A 16,235-nucleotide genomic window follows, 5' to 3' on the forward strand; every position below is an offset into this window, starting at 1 on the left:
GCTAAAGAGCATGAAATAGTAACTTGGACAATACTCAGTCTAAGTTGAGACGTCTATAGGCTCCAGGGGCTACGCCATATTTTTTCTTAAATACCTTGTGAAAATAAGGATAGGCACCAAAGCCGCAACTTTCAGCTATCTGCTCAAGCGTCATGGTTGTATATTTCATCCGTTCCATTGCAGCTGATAGCCGGACTTCTTGCGCATATTCCATCATTGTCTTCCCAACGCTTTTCTTAAACAGGTGAACGGATCGAGAGACGCTGAGACCGGCATGCTGCGCTACTTCTTCAACTTTAAATACTGCCGTCGCATGTTCTTCAATATATCGCATCATTCGTGTTACTGTATACGGATAACTGAAGGAGGGAGCTGTTTCGTTGATGGTGCGCTCTAGAGACAAACAGAGCGACCGAAGCAAGTATTCCGTAAGCTCTTCGTTTTCCTGGGACGGCGGCCTGCGTTTTTCGACAATGATATAGCGCCAGAGGGAGAGAAGCTTTTCGTCAAGATCAATCCGGGAGACTGTTGGTTTAGCGGAACGATTCCACCATTCCTCGACCCAAGCTCCTTCACAGGCTAAGTGGTAGTCTCCGCTGTTTTGACGTTCTTTAACGAATAATTCATAGTGATCCCCTGGTTGAATGAGCAGAAGGTCTCCTTTCTTAAGTTCCATTCGTCTTCCTTTAACGACTACTTCACAAATCCCTTCCGTTTGCAGGCGGAACAGATAGACTGGGAATCCGGACTTATGTTGGGAGTGAAATTGCTGTGTATGATATGAATAGCCGCAAAAGAAAATATTTGTCGTCATAAGCTTCTCCTTTTTCATAAAATAGCAAAATAGTAGATGTTTTAATTATATCGTTTATGTTCATTTAAAGGAACATTGTGTATGATGGAATCAAATAAGTAATATATTAGCTGCATCAATAAATATGAGATTTTTGAGAAATCGTACGAATGACTGTACACACTGTGAAACAAGACGCTATAAAAAGGATTATACATTTAAATTTTTTTTACGGCTTTTTGAGAGCGCTTTCTAATAGGGGTATAGCGATTTCTTTCAAAAATCTATAGTACAGGATGTTGTTAAGAGAAGAATAGGAGAAAACAATAGCTATACGTGTTTCATACTAAATAGTAGAAATGGGGATGTAAGATGAAAAGAATTCCAGTAGCTGTACAAATGTTTACATTACGTGAGGAAAGCGGGCAAGATTTTGCAGGTACATTAAAGAAGGTTGCCGACCTCGGCTTTGATGGTGTTGAATTTGCTGGATATGGCGGATTAACTGCGAAGGAAGTAAAAGCATTGCTGGACGATTTAGGTCTTCGAGCTGCAGCAAGTCATGTGCCGCTTGAACAATTAGAAAACAATCTGGATCAAGTCATTGAAGATCAGAAAATATTAGAAAGTAAGTATGTTGTATGTCCTTATCTCATGCCAGATCGCCGGAGCGAAGAAGATTACAAGGCACTTATTGCAATATTAGATGAAGCAGGTGAAAGATGCCAACGTGAAGGCATCACTCTTTGCTATCATAATCACGATTTTGAATTGGAGCGTCTGTCTGATGGCAGAACGGCATTAGAGACTATTTTTGATGATACGAATGCAGAAAATGTGAAAACGGAGCTCGATATATATTGGTTGACAAAGGCAGGAGAACAGCCGGTTCAGTGGATTAACCGTTATACAAATAGAACGCCGCTCGTTCATTTGAAGGATATGACAACAGATGAAGAGAAATTCTTTGCGGAGCTTGGAACAGGCGGGGTTGATGTAGAAGCGGTGCTTAACTTAGGAGAAGAAGCCGGTGTTCAGTGGTGGGTAGTGGAGCAGGACGTAAGCCGCCGTACGCCGTTTGAAAGCATTGAAATCAGCATCAATTACTTGAAAACAAAGCTGCCGCATCTTTTAAATAAATAAAAGAATGGGACATGCATGGGTGTTTAATGCTTGAGTAAGAAATAGATCCCACAATGAAGAAGAAAAATGAGGAGGAACAAAAATGAGTACATTAAAGGTCGGAGTTATCGGATGCGGAAGTATCGCAAAATATCGTCATTTACCAGAGTATCATGCAAATAAAGAAGTAGAGATCGTTGCGGTTTGTGATATTGTCACTGAGCGTGCTGAGAACATGGCTGCACAGTACGGTGCTAAAGCGTTTACCGATTATAAGGAAGTATTAGAGCTTGATGACATTGATGCAATCAGCGTCTGCTTGCCAAACTATTTGCATGCACCAGTATCAATTGCCGCGCTCAATGCGGGAAAACACGTTCTTTGCGAAAAACCGATGGCAACATCAAAAGAAGAGGCAGAGGCGATGATTGAAGCAGCAAAAGTAAGCGGTAAAAAGCTGATGATTGCACATAACCAGCGTTTTGTTTCTTCACATCAAGCGGCAAAAGAGATTCTTGACAGCGGTAAGCTAGGGAAAATTTATAGCTTCAAAACAACATTTGGTCATCCAGGCCCAGAAGCGTGGAGCGTAGATGGCGCAACGAGCTGGTTTTTCAATAAAGAGCAGGCTTTTATCGGTGCCATGGGTGATCTTGGTGTCCATAAGGCAGATCTCATGCGGTATTTACTCGGAGAATTTACAGAAGTCGGCGCATTCATTGAGACGAATGCGAAGCAAAATACAGAAGTAGATGATAATGCAGTTTGTATTTTACGTACAGACAGCGGTATTATCGGAACACTCACAGCAAGCTGGGCATATGTGGCTGGCGGCGACAACTCAACAGTTATTTATGGAGAAAATGGAGTTCTTCGTTTAGAAGATGATCCAGAATACTCATTGATTGAAGAATATCGCAACGGTAATGTAGTAAACCATAAGCTTGCGAAAATCCAAACGAACGAGGAAGGTGGTCAGACAACCTCGCATGTGATAGACCATTTTGTTGAAAGCATTATTGAAAATAAAGAACCGCTCATTAATGGTGAGGAAGGTATGAAATCATTGCAAATTATTTTGGCTGCGCTTGAATCACAGGAAACGAAACAAATCGTTTCATTGCAAAAAGAAGGAGTGTCAGTGAAATGAAGTTAGGTGTCTTTACTGTTTTATTTGCCAATAAATCTTTTGAAGAGATGCTCGATCATGTAAAGGCTGCCGGACTTGATGCGGTTGAAATCGGTACAGGATGCTATCCGGGGAACGCGCATTGTCCTCTTGATGAACTTTTAGAAGACGAACAAAAACGAAATGCTTACTTAGAAGCTATTACTTCACGTGGTTTGACGATTAGCGCTTTTAGCTGCCACGGTAATCCGCTTACACCAGACAAATCCTTTGCAGAAGAATCGGATTCCGTGTTGCGCAAAACGATTAGATTGGCATCCCTTCTTGGTGTGCCGGTTGTTAACGCTTTTTCAGGTACTGCAGGAGACAGTGAGGAAGCGAAGCAGCCGAACTGGCCGGTTGTGCCATGGCCGCTGGAATACGGTGATATATTAACATGGCAATGGGAAAATAAATTAATCCCCTACTGGAAAGAAATCGGGGAACTTGCTAAGCAGCATAATATCAAAATCGGTCTTGAGCTGCATGGCGGATTCCTTGTTCATACGCCATATACATTGCTGAAGCTGCGTGAGGCGACATGTGATGCGATTGGTGCAAATCTTGACCCAAGCCATATGTGGTGGCAAGGAATTGATCCGGTTGCAGCAATTAAAATTCTCGGTAAAGCCGGAGCCATTCATCACTTCCATGCAAAAGATACGTATATTGATCAGGATAATGTGAATATGTACGGATTGACGGACATGCAGCCATACGGAAATGTGCAATCACGCGCATGGACGTTCCGAAGTGTCGGCTGTGGACACAGTATGCAGGAATGGTCAGATATGATGAGCGCGCTTCGTATGTACAACTATGACTACGTTGTAAGCATTGAGCATGAGGATGCAATCATGTCAATCGACGAAGGCTTTGCGCGCGCTGTCAAAAACTTAAATGCTGTTTTGATTCGTGAGTCTGCAGGCGATATGTGGTGGGCGTGAGGTGTGAAAAGAATGGTGCAAAGGATGTTTGAGGGAGTGAAAGATCCTTTGCGCCTTATATTGTCCCCCCTGGGTGTACTTTGGTAGAAGGAGCCTTCTGATTTCTGAAAAACAAACTTGTTAATAGGCATTGGGAAAAACAGGTTCCATATATTAAGTATAAAGAACCTACGATGAACGCTATTTCCGTTTACGTTTTCCATTCTTCTAGTTACTTCCAAAAACTTGAAGAATATAACTACGGCACCCCCGTTGATCTGGATTACAGAATAAACGGGGGTGCCGTAGTTAAAATATGAACGTTATACAACGTAGATTTTTGTCAGATATAAGGGATGGAGCCGAAGGGAATCGAACCCTCACCAACGCAATGCCATTGCGCTATTCTCCCATTAAACTACAGCCCCATAAATTTGTGATCAAGACCAGTTATACTATGTAACGGTTTTCATAATCACTATTTGTTTTATATTCTACTCATCATCCTACTAGGCGTCAAGATAAACTTCAAATATTTCCAACATCAAAAAGAAAAAAGGGACAAAAGCATCCTTCACACATCCTGAGTGTACTGAAAAAATGAGTTTGTTTAGTGAGTATCTCTATTCCAGTCCAGTCAAACGATAAGAGGAGCTGGCTATTTGTATTTGGGCAGCTCTTTTTCCAGGAGTAAGAACGCATACATTTTGGGAGCAGTGTCTAGCTTCAGTGGCCTGCTCGTTGCGGGAGAACCCTCGGATCAATGAGGAAAAAGCGCTGCATTGTCTGGAAAATTGTTTTCCCTTCCCGAGCAAAGCAGGACAATTGTGCCGTTCTGAATGCTGCATAAAAATGAAGAAATTGACAAAAGGTAAAAGGGTAAAAAGTATAGGGCTGGAGGTTATGCCGATGGTGCTCGATGAAAACGATAAGGCAATTATTGCACAGGCTTTACGAGTAGCAGTTTTGAACAGCACAGATTATGAAGAAATCACGCTGTATGAAGGCTTGCTGCACAAGCTGAGCTGGAAAAATGGTTCGCAACGCAGTATGAATACAGACGATTTAGATATGGATAAGTATAAGGATGGCTTTCGATATGATTATGATGATTCATCTGATTTGATGTAGACTGTATGGTATATACGGTCTCTTTTTACGCCTTTGTCTTCACTCAGGAGCAGGGATCACCAATCAGCGAGTTTTCTTTATGTTTACGAAAAAAGCGGCTCTATTGTAGAGTCGCTTTTAACTGGTGACTTGTGTTGGTTTGTGAACGGGTTTAGGTTTGGCGGTCGATTTTGTTTGCTCGATACTTGCATTGAGCGCTTCAATAATGGTTGCGATGCGTTCACTTGTGGGACTTAAAATCGGTTTACTTTGGACGTCGTGCTGTTCAATTTTGGATTCAATAAGGTCTAAAAGAGCGGTGCGATATTGATCTGTGTAATCTGCTGGTACAAATGGAACGGTTAATTGGTTGATAAGTGTAGTTGCGGCAATAAGCTCCTTCGTTTGGATGGTAATTTGGTCGTCCGCTGGGATGTTTGGCACCATATCGACAGTACGCACTTCATCTGGATAGTGAATGGTTTCTAGGATGAGGCAGCGCTCATGAGCACGAATGACAGCGAGATGCTGGCGGCTGCGGAGTGAGATGCTGACAATGCCTATTTTTCCGGTTCGCTCAAGTGCTTGTCTGAGTAAGACGTACGCCTTTTCTGAGCCGCCGGTAGGCGAAAGGAAATAAGAACGGTCGAAATAGACAGGATCAATTTCTTCTAATTGAACAAAGGAAATAATCGTAACAGACTTGACCTCGTAAGCCTTCTTCAGGGCTTCTAGCTCCTCATTGCTAATGAGTACATATTCATTGGGACGGTATTCGTACGCTTTAATAATATCATTTGCCTCAATACGGTCATCATCACAGCCTGGAGCGATTTTTTCATGTTGAATCGGGACGAGACAATCTTTGTGGAGACTAGTCAATTTCACGTCTTTTTCTTCGATGGCGCTGTGCAACTTTACACCGATATTGACAAGACCAAATGAGAGGTTCCCTTTCCATACCGTATGCATCATATCACCTTCACTTTTTGTCTTAGTTTGTTCCAAGAAGGAAGAATTCATGAAAATAGCTCGCCAAGGCAGCGAGCTTTCTTCATGCAGCTTTCTTTTCCTTTTGTTTTATTCGCTGTACATGTACAAGTCGTACCGATAAAAATACTGCCCCGCACGCAAGCCCGGAAATTAAACCGATCCAATAACCTGTCGCGCCAAGAGAGGTATAGGTCGCAAGGATATACCCGGACGGTAAGCCGATAACCCAGTAGGCCACGAGTGTCATAATAAGAGCGGTATTTACGTCCTTATATCCGCGTAGTGCGCCTTGCACAGGGGTAGCAATGGCATCCGATACTTGGAACAGAATAGCGAAAAATAGGAAGTGCTGTGCCAATTGTAAGACATGTGCATCCTTTGTATACAGTGACGCCACTTGTTCGCTGAATAAGAAGATAATGATTGAGTAGACAGCAGCGAAGCAGAGAGCGAGACCAATGCCGATAATGCTATACTGCCGTGCGTCTCGATATCTTGTTGCGCCGACCTCGAAGCCGACCGCGATTGTAATTGTCATAGAGAGGCTAAGCGGCGTCATATAGAGCATAGAGGCAAAATTAATGGCTGCCTGATGCGCTGCAATCGTTGCGGTATCAAAGGTACTCATCAGCAGTGTAACGGCGGCGAAAATGCTCGTTTCAAAGAAAATTGCAAACCCAATTGGCACACCGAGCTTGAGCAATTCTTTCCACGTTGCTAACGAGATGCGATACAATTTTTTAAAAATCTCATACGTAGAAAAAGATCTCTTTGTATGGATGATGAAAATAGCGATGGCGAGAATGCACCAATATGTTACAGTTGATGCAATGCCGGCTCCAACACCGCCCAATCGCGGCGCACCAAATGTTCCGAATATAAATACATAGTTCAGCGCTATGTTAATAGGAAGTGATAATAATGTAATCAGCATTGATACACGTGTTTGGCCGAGCGCATCTATAAAGGAACGAAGCACGTTATAGACGAGCATCGAGGGGATACCGAATGCAAGCATCGTTAAAAATCCTTTAGCAATGCGGCGCACTTCCGGTTCGAGTTTCATCTCTTGTAAAACAAGCGGGACGGTGAAAAAACCGACAATAATGATTATAACGCTTGCGGCGATAGCGAGGTAAATTGCTTGTATGACAAGCGGTGCGACTTCTTCCTTCTTTTTGGCGCCTGTTAGCTGCGCGACAATTGGTGTAACTGATAATAAAATGCCGCCGATACCGGTACTGACGGGAATCCAAATGCTTGTACCAATGGCGACGCCTGCTAAATCCGAGGAGCTGGCATGCCCCGACATCGTTGTGTCAAAAAAGCTCATCATAAACAATGAGAGTTGTGTAACAAATACGGGCAGAAATAGCATAAGAAACTGTTTGAGCTTTTGTCGAATCGTTGTTGTATGTTCCATAACTGTCCTTCCTTGTGCAAAATACAGATTATTATAGCATATCCTCATTCTGATGTCAGAATAAAAAACATAGTAGAACCATTATATTCTGCATCAGGAGTAATACGTACTCCAATCCCATTTTACAAAATAGGGAATTTCCCTTTTATGTTTTGATGTCGTTCAAACAGAGAGGCTTTCTTAAGGAGCGTAGCTGCTGGAGATTTGTATACTATAAGCTGCTACAGTAACAACAGGTCGTTGTATATAAGTATGTTAAAAAATGTAAAAAAACAAAGGATGATCAAGAAAAACAGGAGAATTTTTGGTACATTCCCATCACTCCTTTAGAATGCAGGGATATAGAATAAAAGTATCTCGTTTCAAAGGGGGATGTGAAGGTGGAATGGCTTTCTAATAAAATACAACAGTGTCCTTGGCTGTTTTATTCGATGATGTGTCTCGTTTTGTTTGCGGGTGTTATGGCTTATAGCGGGGTAATCAAGCCGCAAGCCGTATCTTTGTATCAAACTGCTGTAGAGCTGCCATCTCGTACGTATTCTCTGCCATCTGATGAAGAGGTGCTGAGGCGGTATATGACACCTGTTCCGGAGCAGTTAATTATTATCAATCGTGCGACCAATGAGCTGGCACTATTTGAGAACGGACATCTTGTAAAGAAGTTTATAGTTGCCACAGGTAAAAGCTCAACACCAACACCGACAGGAAAGTTTCCGATTGTAAATAAAATTAAAAATCGGCCATTTTACAAATTAAACATTCCAGGCGGTGATCCTCGTAACCCGCTTGGTGATCGATGGATTGGTCTGGATATAGACGGTACGAACGGTACAACGTATGCTATTCATGGAAATAGTAATGCATCTACAATCGGACGTTATGTATCAAACGGATGCATTAGGATGTACAACAGTGATGTGCACGAGTTATTTGAACGAGTACATATTGGAACAATGGTTATTATTCAAGATTTTACGAGCCCTTGGGATGCTGTTGCTATGGAGCACGGCTATAAGCTGTACAGTTAGGCGAGAATAGAGATGTAATTGCAGTTACACTTGCACTGTAAGAAAGTATACATTCCTAGCTGGAAGCCAATTCGACGTAGCGAGAAATTTTAGGAATACAGTATAAGTAGGGCTACGCCCACAGGCACGACTCGTCAATCGACGAGTTTTCTTTACACTGTAAGAAGATATAAATTTCCAGCTAGGAGTCAATTCGATGTAGTCGGAAATTTTAGGAATACAGTATAAGTGCAACTACGTCTCTGTCTTCGCCGAAGAGCACAGCTCGTCAATCGACGAGTTTTCTTTATTCTTAAAACATAAAAAAGAAGGGCATGGTACTTCTGCCCTTCAAAGGTAAAGCTTGTAATGAAAGCAACTGTTATCATGTATTGCCAAGTTTACATGAACTGATACTATCTGTAACAAAAAGAAATGACATGTACAAGAGAATATTATATGTTACTTATATACATACATCATTAAAAACGGGAGAGGATAGAGTGGAAAAACGTGAACGGCTTATGAATGATTTATCTGTACAAATGCTTGCAACATTTCGTTCGTTTCGCAGCGACATAGGAAAGATGTTCGAGCCTTATATTCCATGGAATGAGTTTGTTGTATTACGTATTCTAAAGCATCAGAATAGAGAAATGGTGTCACGTGTGGCCAGTGAACTGAACGTGTCTAATAGTCACATTACAGCTGTATCTGAAAAGCTTATCACAAAAGGGCTGCTCACTCGTTTTCGATCTGAGCTCGATCGGCGGATTGTGTATTTAGAGATTACTGAAAAGGGAAGGCAGCTTATTGAAGAGATGGAGCAAAGGCGGGAGGGCTATTTTCAACAGAAATTTTCTTCTTTAACAGAAGAAGAGATGGAAATGATGATTTTGGTTTTGCAGCGGCTTGTGTAAAAGGTAGTGTAGGGGGTAAAGGTGGGAATATACATAGAGCATCATTTGTCTATTTTTGCAGAAAAGGCAGAGGCAATAGTGAGTAATTCGCTATAGATCGAGGCACAATAATTCTACGGATGAAAAAAGGGAGGGATCATAATGACAAGCAGAAATGGAAGTAAAGGAAGTAAAAATCAAGGTTCTCCAGAAGCTGGACATAATCAAATGCAGCTAGGGTCCCATCTTGTTACGGGAGACGATAACAAAGGAAAGGAATATCGTTCCCGCAAAGGAAGCAAGTCAAAAGAGATACATGATCAAAAGGGGTGAGCGTGCTCATCCCTTTCTTTTATATTTTTTAGAAAGTATAGTGCAGCCAATGTGAAAGCAAAACGAATTTTAAGCATTGACCGAATCTGAAGAGGGCGGTAAAATTTGGACATTATGAGTTCGATTAGGAGGAGTCACGTATGACAAAAAAAGTAGCACTAATCACAGGGGGAACGAGAGGAATCGGGAAAGCAATTGCAAAGCGCTTTGCGCGCGAAGGATACGATTTAGTGCTGAATTATATGCGTAAGAAAAGTGATGCTGAGCAAACAAAGTTGGAGATTGAACAAGAGTATCGCGTGGCGGTTCATCTTGTAAAAGCGAATGTAAAGGAAATGGAGCAAATTCGCAGTTTATTTCAGGAAACAGAGCAGTACTTTGGAAGATTGGATGTGTTTATTAATAACGCAGCTTCTGGTGTGATACGGCCCCTGATGGAGATTGAAGAGAGCCATTGGGATTGGACGCAGGAAATTAATAGTAAAGCATATTTATTTGCGGCGCAGGAGGCGGCAAAGCTGATGGAGAAAAGTGGCGGGGGCTCTATTGTGGCGATGTCAAGTCTCGGTTCGATCCGGGCGCTGCCGAACTATGTAGCAGTAGGTGTGTCAAAAGCAGCGGTGGAAGCATTAACGCGTTACTTAGCGGTGGAATTGGCACCGAAAGGGATTGTCGTAAATGCTGTTTCTGGAGGTGCTGTTGATACGGACGCGCTGAAGCATTTTCCAAATCGAGAGCAGCTGCTTGAGGAGGCGGCAAATCGAAATCCAGCAGGGCGCATTGTTGAGCCTAACGATTTGGCAGAGACAGTGTATTTTTTATGTACACCGGCTGCAAGCATGATTCGCGGGCAGACAATCATTGTAGACGGAGGATTGTCGCTCCTTTGTTAGTTTTGTAAATTATCGGAAGTCAATCAGCCTGGTTTGCAGAATAAAAAGACCAGGAAGATATGGTTCTTCCTGATCTTTTAATTACACTGTAGACGTATCAATTTCCTGCTAGAAGTCCATTCGGTGTAGTTGGGAAAATTTATGCGTACAGTGTAAGGGCAACTGCGCCGCTGGCTTTCGCCAGTCGACGCGTTTTTTAGAATAATGATAAGAAAAACGCAGCTAACGCAACCCGGAATACTAATGCGAGTACTGCGGCGATGGCTCCTAAAATGATCGCGAATGTTCCTGTTTTGTGCGCGCCGCGTGCTCGCGCGTACATACCGAGCAATACGGCTCCGATTCCGAAAATAACCGGATATGTGAAGAAGGAGAGAACAGCAAGTGCTAGAGAGATAAAGCCGACGATGGTTCCTCCTGCTGTTGCATCGTCCTCCCGTCTGTCATTACGGATGCGGGCGGGTGCTACTTCTGCAGCATACTCTTCATCTTCGGTTTGAAAATCGCGAAGCAATCTGCGATTGTTGCGTTCATAATCTGCCATAGCGATTCCTCCTTGAGTCCATTGCCTTCCTGAATAAGAAGGCTCTCTTATTATGACCCCAATGACCGACTTTCATTTACGAAAACCAACCCTAAAAATTTTGGTATGGTTATGTGGTTTTTGGAAAACATATGAGAGACACCGAAAGAAGGCAGGAGGATTTTCATGACAAACCATCCAATTGAAGACTTAATGAGAACTGCTATGGAAAATTTAAAGCAAATGGTCGATGTAAATACAATTATGGGTAAGCCCGTTTCTACGCATGATGGAAGTGTAGTGTTAACTGTTTCGAAAGTGGCGTTCGGTTTTGGGGCGGGAGGAAGCGACTTTGGAGACGGTGTGAAAAAAACGCGTACTGCAGCGGGAGAAAAACCTGCAACTGATGTTCAGTTCGCGTTTGGCGGCGGAAGCGGGGCTGGCGTATCAATGTCGCCGGTTGCGTTTTTAGTCGTTGGTGCTAAGGGAGTTCAAGTTATGCACTTGCATAGCGGTACACATCTTATTGAAAAAGCAATGGACGCGGCACCGCAAGCACTGAAATCAGTTCAAAGTATGATGAATCAAAATCAAAATCAGAGTCAAAATCAATAAAAGATGGCGAGAGCCATCTTTTATTGATTTTGAAGGGCTTTAGCCCATGTAAGTGATCTTCCGTGTTTCAGCACTGGTTACTTCCTCTCATCAAGCGGAAAACGTGTATGAAATTGATACGTTATGTGGAATGATGTAGACGAGGAGGTAAGCAAATGATTAATGTAAAGCAATTTGCGGTTGGGTTAATTTTATTAATCAGTGCCATTCTCATTTATTTCCTCAAGGAGCGTATACGAAAGCTGTTTGATGAGAAGACGTATATATAAGTTGTGGAGGCGCCAAGTCAAGAATACCTTATTCCTGACTTGGTGCATTTATGCTGGAGTTTATCAGCTTGTCCTGCTGCAGTGTTTTTGTATGTAAAACATTTACATATTGCTTTTTGGTGATTTATGATATACAATGTTATCCTGTGTCTCAGTTGTAAGTGGTAGTATTCATTAGCTAGTATAGAAAAAGAAAAAAGCAATGCTTGTCTGCACTTGATAAGAAACTGTATAAAGATCGGGCTTTGTATAAAGAGCCAACAACTTTAGCAGCTTTTTTGCCATTCGGCCTTGTGTTCGTGAGCCGGACAGCGCACTCTATGAATTTTTTGTATGCTGGCTTTCAAAGGGAGCGGTCATTGGAACCGCACAATGAAAGAGAGGCAGGGCTTTCATAAGAGTACTAAGTGATTGTTGCTTTCCCGTTTATATAAAAACCTCCTTGTTCTATGTGAACAAGGAGGTTTTTTTGCTGAAGAGAAACGCAGCCATTAAAGAGAACTATGACTACTGAATTCTGCTTTCTACCTGCTGACAAATTTCCTCAGCGGTTAAACCGCTTGCTTCAATAACAGGTCCATCGATTGAACGATCGCTCATCCCCATTACATTCGAGTCTATTCCAGTAATGATGCAGCAGTCACATCCTTGTGCGTCCTGCTCAGAATGAAGTTGAATAATTTGATGACCCTTCTGTTGCAATGCTTGCTGTACGTTTGTTAATGAATGCTCTACTCCGATTTTTGCCATGTTGTTCACCCCCTGCTATGTTATACAATCTGTAATATGTTTCATTTTCTACAGAATTATGCAAGGAGTTCAATTTCAATTGCTATACAAGGAAAGAAGGACTTAATCATTATAGACACCAGTAAGCATTTTGATAACAAAGCTGTCGGCTTCGTTGGCTTCATGATCGTTTAACTCTATATTTGAGGAAACAACCAGCATGTCAGCTTTATGTGTTCCATTGTCTCTCTGAAGACGAAGTTCTACACAATGTTCAAGTGGGAAAAGATTGGTCTTCTCTATAAAGTTAAACAAATCCAGTATTTTTTGAATTTCCTGTTTTGTACCTTTAATCTGCAAAATCGTCATTTTTCGAGCCCTCCTTGTCGATTTGGCTAATAGAACTTTTTGAAAATAGAAATATGAGTTATTTTACTGAAATATGACTGTTATGTTGATTTGTCTTTTTTTCCGCTATATGGAAGGTGCATGTCTTGTTATATATGGCATACTAACGAAAAGTGAATGATTTTACAGCTTAAAACACTGTAAAAATATGTAAAAAAGTTCCTGCTAGCACAAAAGTATTTTTAAAATGCAGAATTTGTCGAAAAAAAAATTTTCTTTTTTTGAAAACGTTAACACATTTGATATAACAATGTTTTTAGCTTGTTTTGAATATCCATTATTAAAAAATTCTAAAAATTATTTTGATTTCTTGGCGAAGGAGTCGTAAACTAAGTAACATACAAAGATAAATTGAAAGCATATAGGGGGATTTCAAGTGAACGAACAGTTGATTTTTTTAAACGGAGAATTCGTTCCTAAGCATGAAGCAAAAGTATCAGTTTATGATCATGGGTACTTATACGGCGATGGCGTTTTTGAAGGAATCCGTGTTTACAGCGGCAACGTCTTTCGCCTAAAAGAGCATCTTGTGCGATTATTTGAATCCGCAAAGTCCATTTTGCTGGAGATTCCATATACATTAGAAGAACTGACAGAGCTTGTAGCTGAAACAATTCGAAAAAACCAATTATCAGATGGCTATATCCGTTTAGTTGTATCTCGTGGAACAGGAAACCTCGGATTGGATCCAGCTTCTTGCCCAGTTGCTACCGTTGTCATCATTGCGGAACAATTGGCGCTTTTCCCAGCTGAGTTTTATGAAACAGGTATTCCAATCATCACGGTGGCAACGAGACGCAACCGTCCGGATGTATTAAGTCCGCAAGTGAAGTCTTTAAACTACTTGAACAACATTCTTGTGAAGATAGAAGCGAAATTGGCAGGTGTATTAGAAGCCCTTATGCTCAACGAACAAGGATATGTTGCAGAGGGATCAGGCGACAACGTATTTCTTGTTAAGGGAAACAAGCTTATTACTCCTCCAAGCTCCGCTGGTGCGTTAGAAGGCATTACGCGCAATGCAATTATGGAAATCGGTAAAAAGCTTGGCTATGATGTGCGTGAGGAATTGTTCACACGTCATGATGTGTACGTAGCAGACGAAGTATTTTTAACAGGAACGGCAGCAGAAGTAATTGCTGTGACAAAGGTGGACGGCCGCACGATTGGCGATGGAAAACCAGGTGCCCATACAAACCGTCTCCTTGAGGAATTCCGAAAGCTTGTAGTAGAAGATGGAGAAAAAATTTATACAGCAGATCAAGTTGGTTAATGGAGGAGATACCTTTGCGCAGTAATATGATTAAAAAAGGAATCGATCGTGCTCCGCACCGCAGTTTACTTTATGCGGCGGGTGTAAAGGAGGAAGATTTCGATAAACCATTTATCGCTATTTGTAACTCCTATATCGATATTGTTCCAGGACATATTCATTTAAGAGAATTGGCAGATGTGGTGAAGGCAGCGATTCGCGAAGCAGGCGGCGTGCCATTTGAATTTAATACAATCGGGGTAGATGACGGCATTGCGATGGGACACATCGGTATGCGCTATTCCTTGCCAAGCCGTGAAATCATTGCGGATGCGGCTGAAACGGTTATTAATGCCCACTGGTTTGATGGTGTATTTTATATGCCTAACTGTGATAAAATCACGCCAGGTATGTTAATGGCATCCGTTCGTACAAACGTGCCGGCTGTTTTTGTATCAGGTGGACCGATGGAAGCAGGCGTATCCAAAGATGGAAAGCCGCTCAACCTTGTATCCATGTTTGAAGGTGTAGGAGCAGTAAAGTCAGGAAAAATGAGTGTAGATGATCTGATTGCTATGGAACAGGCAGCCTGTCCTACATGCGGCTCCTGCTCAGGAATGTTCACAGCAAACTCTATGAACACAATTATGGAAATGCTTGGAGTTGCACTTCCTGGTAACGGAACGCTCGTTGCAACAAGCAAAGAAAGACATGAATTAATTTATAAAGCTGCATTCCATCTTATGGACTTAGTTAAAAATGATATTAAGCCTCGCGATATTATTACAGAGAAAGCTATTGATGATGCATTTGCTCTTGATATGGCAATGGGCGGCTCTACAAATACAGTATTGCATTTATTGGCTATTGCTAATGAAGCGGGTATCGATTATGATTTAAATCGTATCAATGAAGTAGCAAAGCGCGTACCATACTTGGCAAAAATCAGCCCAGCTTCTGATTATTCCATGCATGATGTACATTTGGCTGGAGGCGTATCTGCAATTATTAAAGAACTTGCTTCCATTCCAGGTGCAATTAACTCAGAACGCATTACAATTACAGGAAAATCATTGTATGAAAATGTGGAGCATGCTTCCATTCTCAACAACGAGGTAATTCGTTCGAAAGAAAATCCTTACAGCGCCACAGGGGGACTATCCCTACTGTTCGGAAACATCGCGCCAAACGGCAGTGTAATCAAAGTAGGTGCTGTTGACCCATCGATTACAAAATTTGTTGGGGAAGCGATCTGCTTCGAGTCTCACGATGAAGCTGTAGAAGCAATTCATAATGGAACTGTAAAAGAAGGTCACGTTGTTGTTATTCGCTACGAAGGACCAAAAGGCGGTCCTGGTATGCCAGAAATGCTTGCTCCTACGTCCGCTATTGTTGGAAAAGGATTAGGCAAAAAGGTAGCATTGCTTACAGATGGACGTTTTTCTGGGGCAACGCGCGGAATTGCAATTGGTCACGTATCGCCAGAAGCGGCAGAAGGCGGTCCTATTGCTTACATCAACAATGGTGATACAATTACTATTGACTTAGTGGAAAGAAACCTTAATTTAGATATTTCAGATGAAGAATTAGAAGCACGTAAAACTCAATTCGTTGCTCCTGAGCCAAAGGTGAAGAGCGGGTACTTAGCACGTTATGCGAAGCTCGTTACATCAGCGAATACAGGCGGCATCTTAAAAGTATAAAGCGTTGACGGGGAGGAGTAGTTGAAGGCGAAGCCTCACAGAGAGTCGGTGGCTGGTGAAAACCGACGG

The 16,235-nt window shown here is 42.0% G+C and carries 18 protein-coding genes, 1 tRNA gene and 1 other annotated feature (1 of these 20 running past the window's edge); of the genes, 12 read left to right on the forward strand and 7 right to left on the reverse strand.

Annotation, left to right across the window (positions count from 1 at the left end; all coding sequences use genetic code 11):
- Positions 1-34: 34 nt before the first annotated feature.
- Entirely contained in the window at positions 35-814 is a 780-nt protein-coding gene (locus AAHB12_RS14270) for an AraC family transcriptional regulator (RefSeq protein WP_129729150.1), read from the reverse strand.
- Between the two features lie 351 nt (positions 815-1,165).
- Between AAHB12_RS14270 and AAHB12_RS14275 the strand changes: the two genes are divergently transcribed.
- From AAHB12_RS14275 to AAHB12_RS14285, 3 genes are all read left to right on the forward strand, one after another.
- A complete protein-coding gene (locus AAHB12_RS14275; RefSeq protein WP_342045739.1) occupies positions 1,166-1,936 on the forward strand; it encodes a sugar phosphate isomerase/epimerase family protein in 771 nt (256 codons plus the stop codon).
- An 82-nt stretch (positions 1,937-2,018) separates the two neighbouring features.
- Positions 2,019-3,065, forward strand: coding sequence for a Gfo/Idh/MocA family protein (locus AAHB12_RS14280; protein WP_342045740.1), 1,047 nt, complete (start codon positions 2,019-2,021; stop codon positions 3,063-3,065).
- The gene (locus AAHB12_RS14285; protein ID WP_342045741.1) at positions 3,062-4,030 is read left to right on the forward strand and encodes a sugar phosphate isomerase/epimerase family protein; all 969 of its coding nucleotides are present in this window, start codon (positions 3,062-3,064) and stop codon (positions 4,028-4,030) included. Before AAHB12_RS14280 ends, AAHB12_RS14285 begins: the two co-directional genes overlap by 4 nt.
- Before the next feature lie 336 nt (positions 4,031-4,366).
- Here the strand turns inward: AAHB12_RS14285 and AAHB12_RS14290 are convergent.
- Positions 4,367-4,437, reverse strand: a tRNA-Ala gene (locus AAHB12_RS14290).
- A 481-nt stretch (positions 4,438-4,918) separates the two neighbouring features.
- Between AAHB12_RS14290 and AAHB12_RS14295 the strand changes: the two genes are divergently transcribed.
- The gene (locus tag AAHB12_RS14295; protein WP_129729146.1) at positions 4,919-5,140 is read left to right on the forward strand and encodes a hypothetical protein; all 222 of its coding nucleotides are present in this window, start codon (positions 4,919-4,921) and stop codon (positions 5,138-5,140) included.
- A gap of 117 nt (positions 5,141-5,257) precedes the next feature.
- Here the strand turns inward: AAHB12_RS14295 and ku are convergent, their stop codons facing one another.
- Complete coding sequence (gene ku, locus AAHB12_RS14300) at positions 5,258-6,091, reverse strand: non-homologous end joining protein Ku (RefSeq protein ID WP_342045759.1); 834 nt, start codon at positions 6,089-6,091, stop codon at positions 5,258-5,260.
- A gap of 82 nt (positions 6,092-6,173) precedes the next feature.
- The gene (locus AAHB12_RS14305) at positions 6,174-7,535 is read right to left on the reverse strand and encodes an MATE family efflux transporter (RefSeq protein ID WP_129729145.1); all 1,362 of its coding nucleotides are present in this window, start codon (positions 7,533-7,535) and stop codon (positions 6,174-6,176) included.
- A 380-nt stretch (positions 7,536-7,915) separates the two neighbouring features.
- Here AAHB12_RS14305 and AAHB12_RS14310 point away from each other — a divergent pair, with 380 nt between their 5' ends.
- The 4 genes from AAHB12_RS14310 (at position 7,916) to fabL (ending at position 10,667) form a co-directional block, all read left to right on the forward strand.
- The gene (locus tag AAHB12_RS14310) at positions 7,916-8,563 is read left to right on the forward strand and encodes a L,D-transpeptidase (protein ID WP_342045742.1); all 648 of its coding nucleotides are present in this window, start codon (positions 7,916-7,918) and stop codon (positions 8,561-8,563) included.
- 503 nt (positions 8,564-9,066) lie between these two features.
- A complete protein-coding gene (locus AAHB12_RS14315) occupies positions 9,067-9,462 on the forward strand; it encodes a MarR family winged helix-turn-helix transcriptional regulator (protein ID WP_342045760.1) in 396 nt (131 codons plus the stop codon).
- 141 nt (positions 9,463-9,603) lie between these two features.
- Positions 9,604-9,774: an imidazoleglycerol-phosphate dehydratase gene (locus AAHB12_RS14320; RefSeq protein WP_129729144.1), complete on the forward strand. Its 171-nt coding sequence runs from the start codon at positions 9,604-9,606 to the stop codon at positions 9,772-9,774.
- 140 nt (positions 9,775-9,914) lie between these two features.
- On the forward strand, positions 9,915-10,667 hold the full coding sequence (fabL, locus tag AAHB12_RS14325) for an enoyl-[acyl-carrier-protein] reductase FabL (protein WP_129729143.1): 753 nt from the start codon (positions 9,915-9,917) through the stop codon (positions 10,665-10,667).
- A gap of 196 nt (positions 10,668-10,863) precedes the next feature.
- Here the strand turns inward: fabL and AAHB12_RS14330 are convergent, their stop codons facing one another.
- Positions 10,864-11,211, reverse strand: coding sequence for an imidazole glycerol phosphate synthase (locus AAHB12_RS14330; protein ID WP_129729142.1), 348 nt, complete (start codon positions 11,209-11,211; stop codon positions 10,864-10,866).
- 165 nt (positions 11,212-11,376) lie between these two features.
- Here AAHB12_RS14330 and ytfJ point away from each other — a divergent pair, with 165 nt between their 5' ends.
- Complete coding sequence (gene ytfJ, locus AAHB12_RS14335) at positions 11,377-11,805, forward strand: GerW family sporulation protein (RefSeq protein WP_129729141.1); 429 nt, start codon at positions 11,377-11,379, stop codon at positions 11,803-11,805.
- A gap of 155 nt (positions 11,806-11,960) precedes the next feature.
- Positions 11,961-12,074 (forward strand): phosphoribosyl-ATP pyrophosphatase, encoded by a 114-nt coding sequence (locus AAHB12_RS14340; protein ID WP_129729140.1) that lies wholly within the window; start codon positions 11,961-11,963, stop codon positions 12,072-12,074.
- Positions 12,075-12,581: 507 nt separating this feature from the next.
- Here AAHB12_RS14340 and AAHB12_RS14345 read toward each other — a convergent pair.
- Positions 12,582-12,824 (reverse strand): YkuS family protein, encoded by a 243-nt coding sequence (locus AAHB12_RS14345; RefSeq protein WP_129729139.1) that lies wholly within the window; start codon positions 12,822-12,824, stop codon positions 12,582-12,584.
- Positions 12,825-12,926: 102 nt separating this feature from the next.
- Positions 12,927-13,172, reverse strand: coding sequence for a DUF3911 family protein (locus AAHB12_RS14350; RefSeq protein ID WP_342045743.1), 246 nt, complete (start codon positions 13,170-13,172; stop codon positions 12,927-12,929).
- 415 nt (positions 13,173-13,587) lie between these two features.
- Here AAHB12_RS14350 and ilvE point away from each other — a divergent pair, with 415 nt between their 5' ends.
- Complete coding sequence (ilvE, locus tag AAHB12_RS14355; protein ID WP_129729137.1) at positions 13,588-14,484, forward strand: branched-chain-amino-acid transaminase; 897 nt, start codon at positions 13,588-13,590, stop codon at positions 14,482-14,484.
- Between the two features lie 14 nt (positions 14,485-14,498).
- Positions 14,499-16,166, forward strand: coding sequence for a dihydroxy-acid dehydratase (gene ilvD, locus AAHB12_RS14360; RefSeq protein WP_129729136.1), 1,668 nt, complete (start codon positions 14,499-14,501; stop codon positions 16,164-16,166).
- Positions 16,162-16,235, forward strand: a binding site (T-box leader) (it continues 154 nt past the right edge of the window). (Overlaps the previous gene by 5 nt.)

It is taken from the genome of Bacillus sp. OTU530 (assembly GCF_038440375.1).

What these genes read in the sequence shown, in the direction of transcription:
- AAHB12_RS14275 (WP_342045739.1), top strand. Translation starts at nt 1,166, where the DNA reads ATGAAAAGAATTCCAGTAGCTGTACAAATGTTTACATTACGTGAGGAA.
- AAHB12_RS14305 (WP_129729145.1), bottom strand. Translation starts at nt 7,535, where the DNA reads ATGGAACATACAACAACGATTCGACAAAAGCTCAAACAGTTTCTTATG.
- AAHB12_RS14295 (WP_129729146.1), top strand. Translation starts at nt 4,919, where the DNA reads ATGGTGCTCGATGAAAACGATAAGGCAATTATTGCACAGGCTTTACGA.
- AAHB12_RS14285 (WP_342045741.1), top strand. Translation starts at nt 3,062, where the DNA reads ATGAAGTTAGGTGTCTTTACTGTTTTATTTGCCAATAAATCTTTTGAA.
- AAHB12_RS14340 (WP_129729140.1), top strand. Translation starts at nt 11,961, where the DNA reads ATGATTAATGTAAAGCAATTTGCGGTTGGGTTAATTTTATTAATCAGT.
- ku (WP_342045759.1), bottom strand. Translation starts at nt 6,091, where the DNA reads ATGCATACGGTATGGAAAGGGAACCTCTCATTTGGTCTTGTCAATATC.
- AAHB12_RS14350 (WP_342045743.1), bottom strand. Translation starts at nt 13,172, where the DNA reads ATGACGATTTTGCAGATTAAAGGTACAAAACAGGAAATTCAAAAAATA.
- AAHB12_RS14280 (WP_342045740.1), top strand. Translation starts at nt 2,019, where the DNA reads ATGAGTACATTAAAGGTCGGAGTTATCGGATGCGGAAGTATCGCAAAA.
- ytfJ (WP_129729141.1), top strand. Translation starts at nt 11,377, where the DNA reads ATGACAAACCATCCAATTGAAGACTTAATGAGAACTGCTATGGAAAAT.
- AAHB12_RS14315 (WP_342045760.1), top strand. Translation starts at nt 9,067, where the DNA reads ATGAATGATTTATCTGTACAAATGCTTGCAACATTTCGTTCGTTTCGC.
- AAHB12_RS14330 (WP_129729142.1), bottom strand. Translation starts at nt 11,211, where the DNA reads ATGGCAGATTATGAACGCAACAATCGCAGATTGCTTCGCGATTTTCAA.
- AAHB12_RS14345 (WP_129729139.1), bottom strand. Translation starts at nt 12,824, where the DNA reads ATGGCAAAAATCGGAGTAGAGCATTCATTAACAAACGTACAGCAAGCA.
- AAHB12_RS14320 (WP_129729144.1), top strand. Translation starts at nt 9,604, where the DNA reads ATGACAAGCAGAAATGGAAGTAAAGGAAGTAAAAATCAAGGTTCTCCA.
- fabL (WP_129729143.1), top strand. Translation starts at nt 9,915, where the DNA reads ATGACAAAAAAAGTAGCACTAATCACAGGGGGAACGAGAGGAATCGGG.
- AAHB12_RS14270 (WP_129729150.1), bottom strand. Translation starts at nt 814, where the DNA reads ATGACGACAAATATTTTCTTTTGCGGCTATTCATATCATACACAGCAA.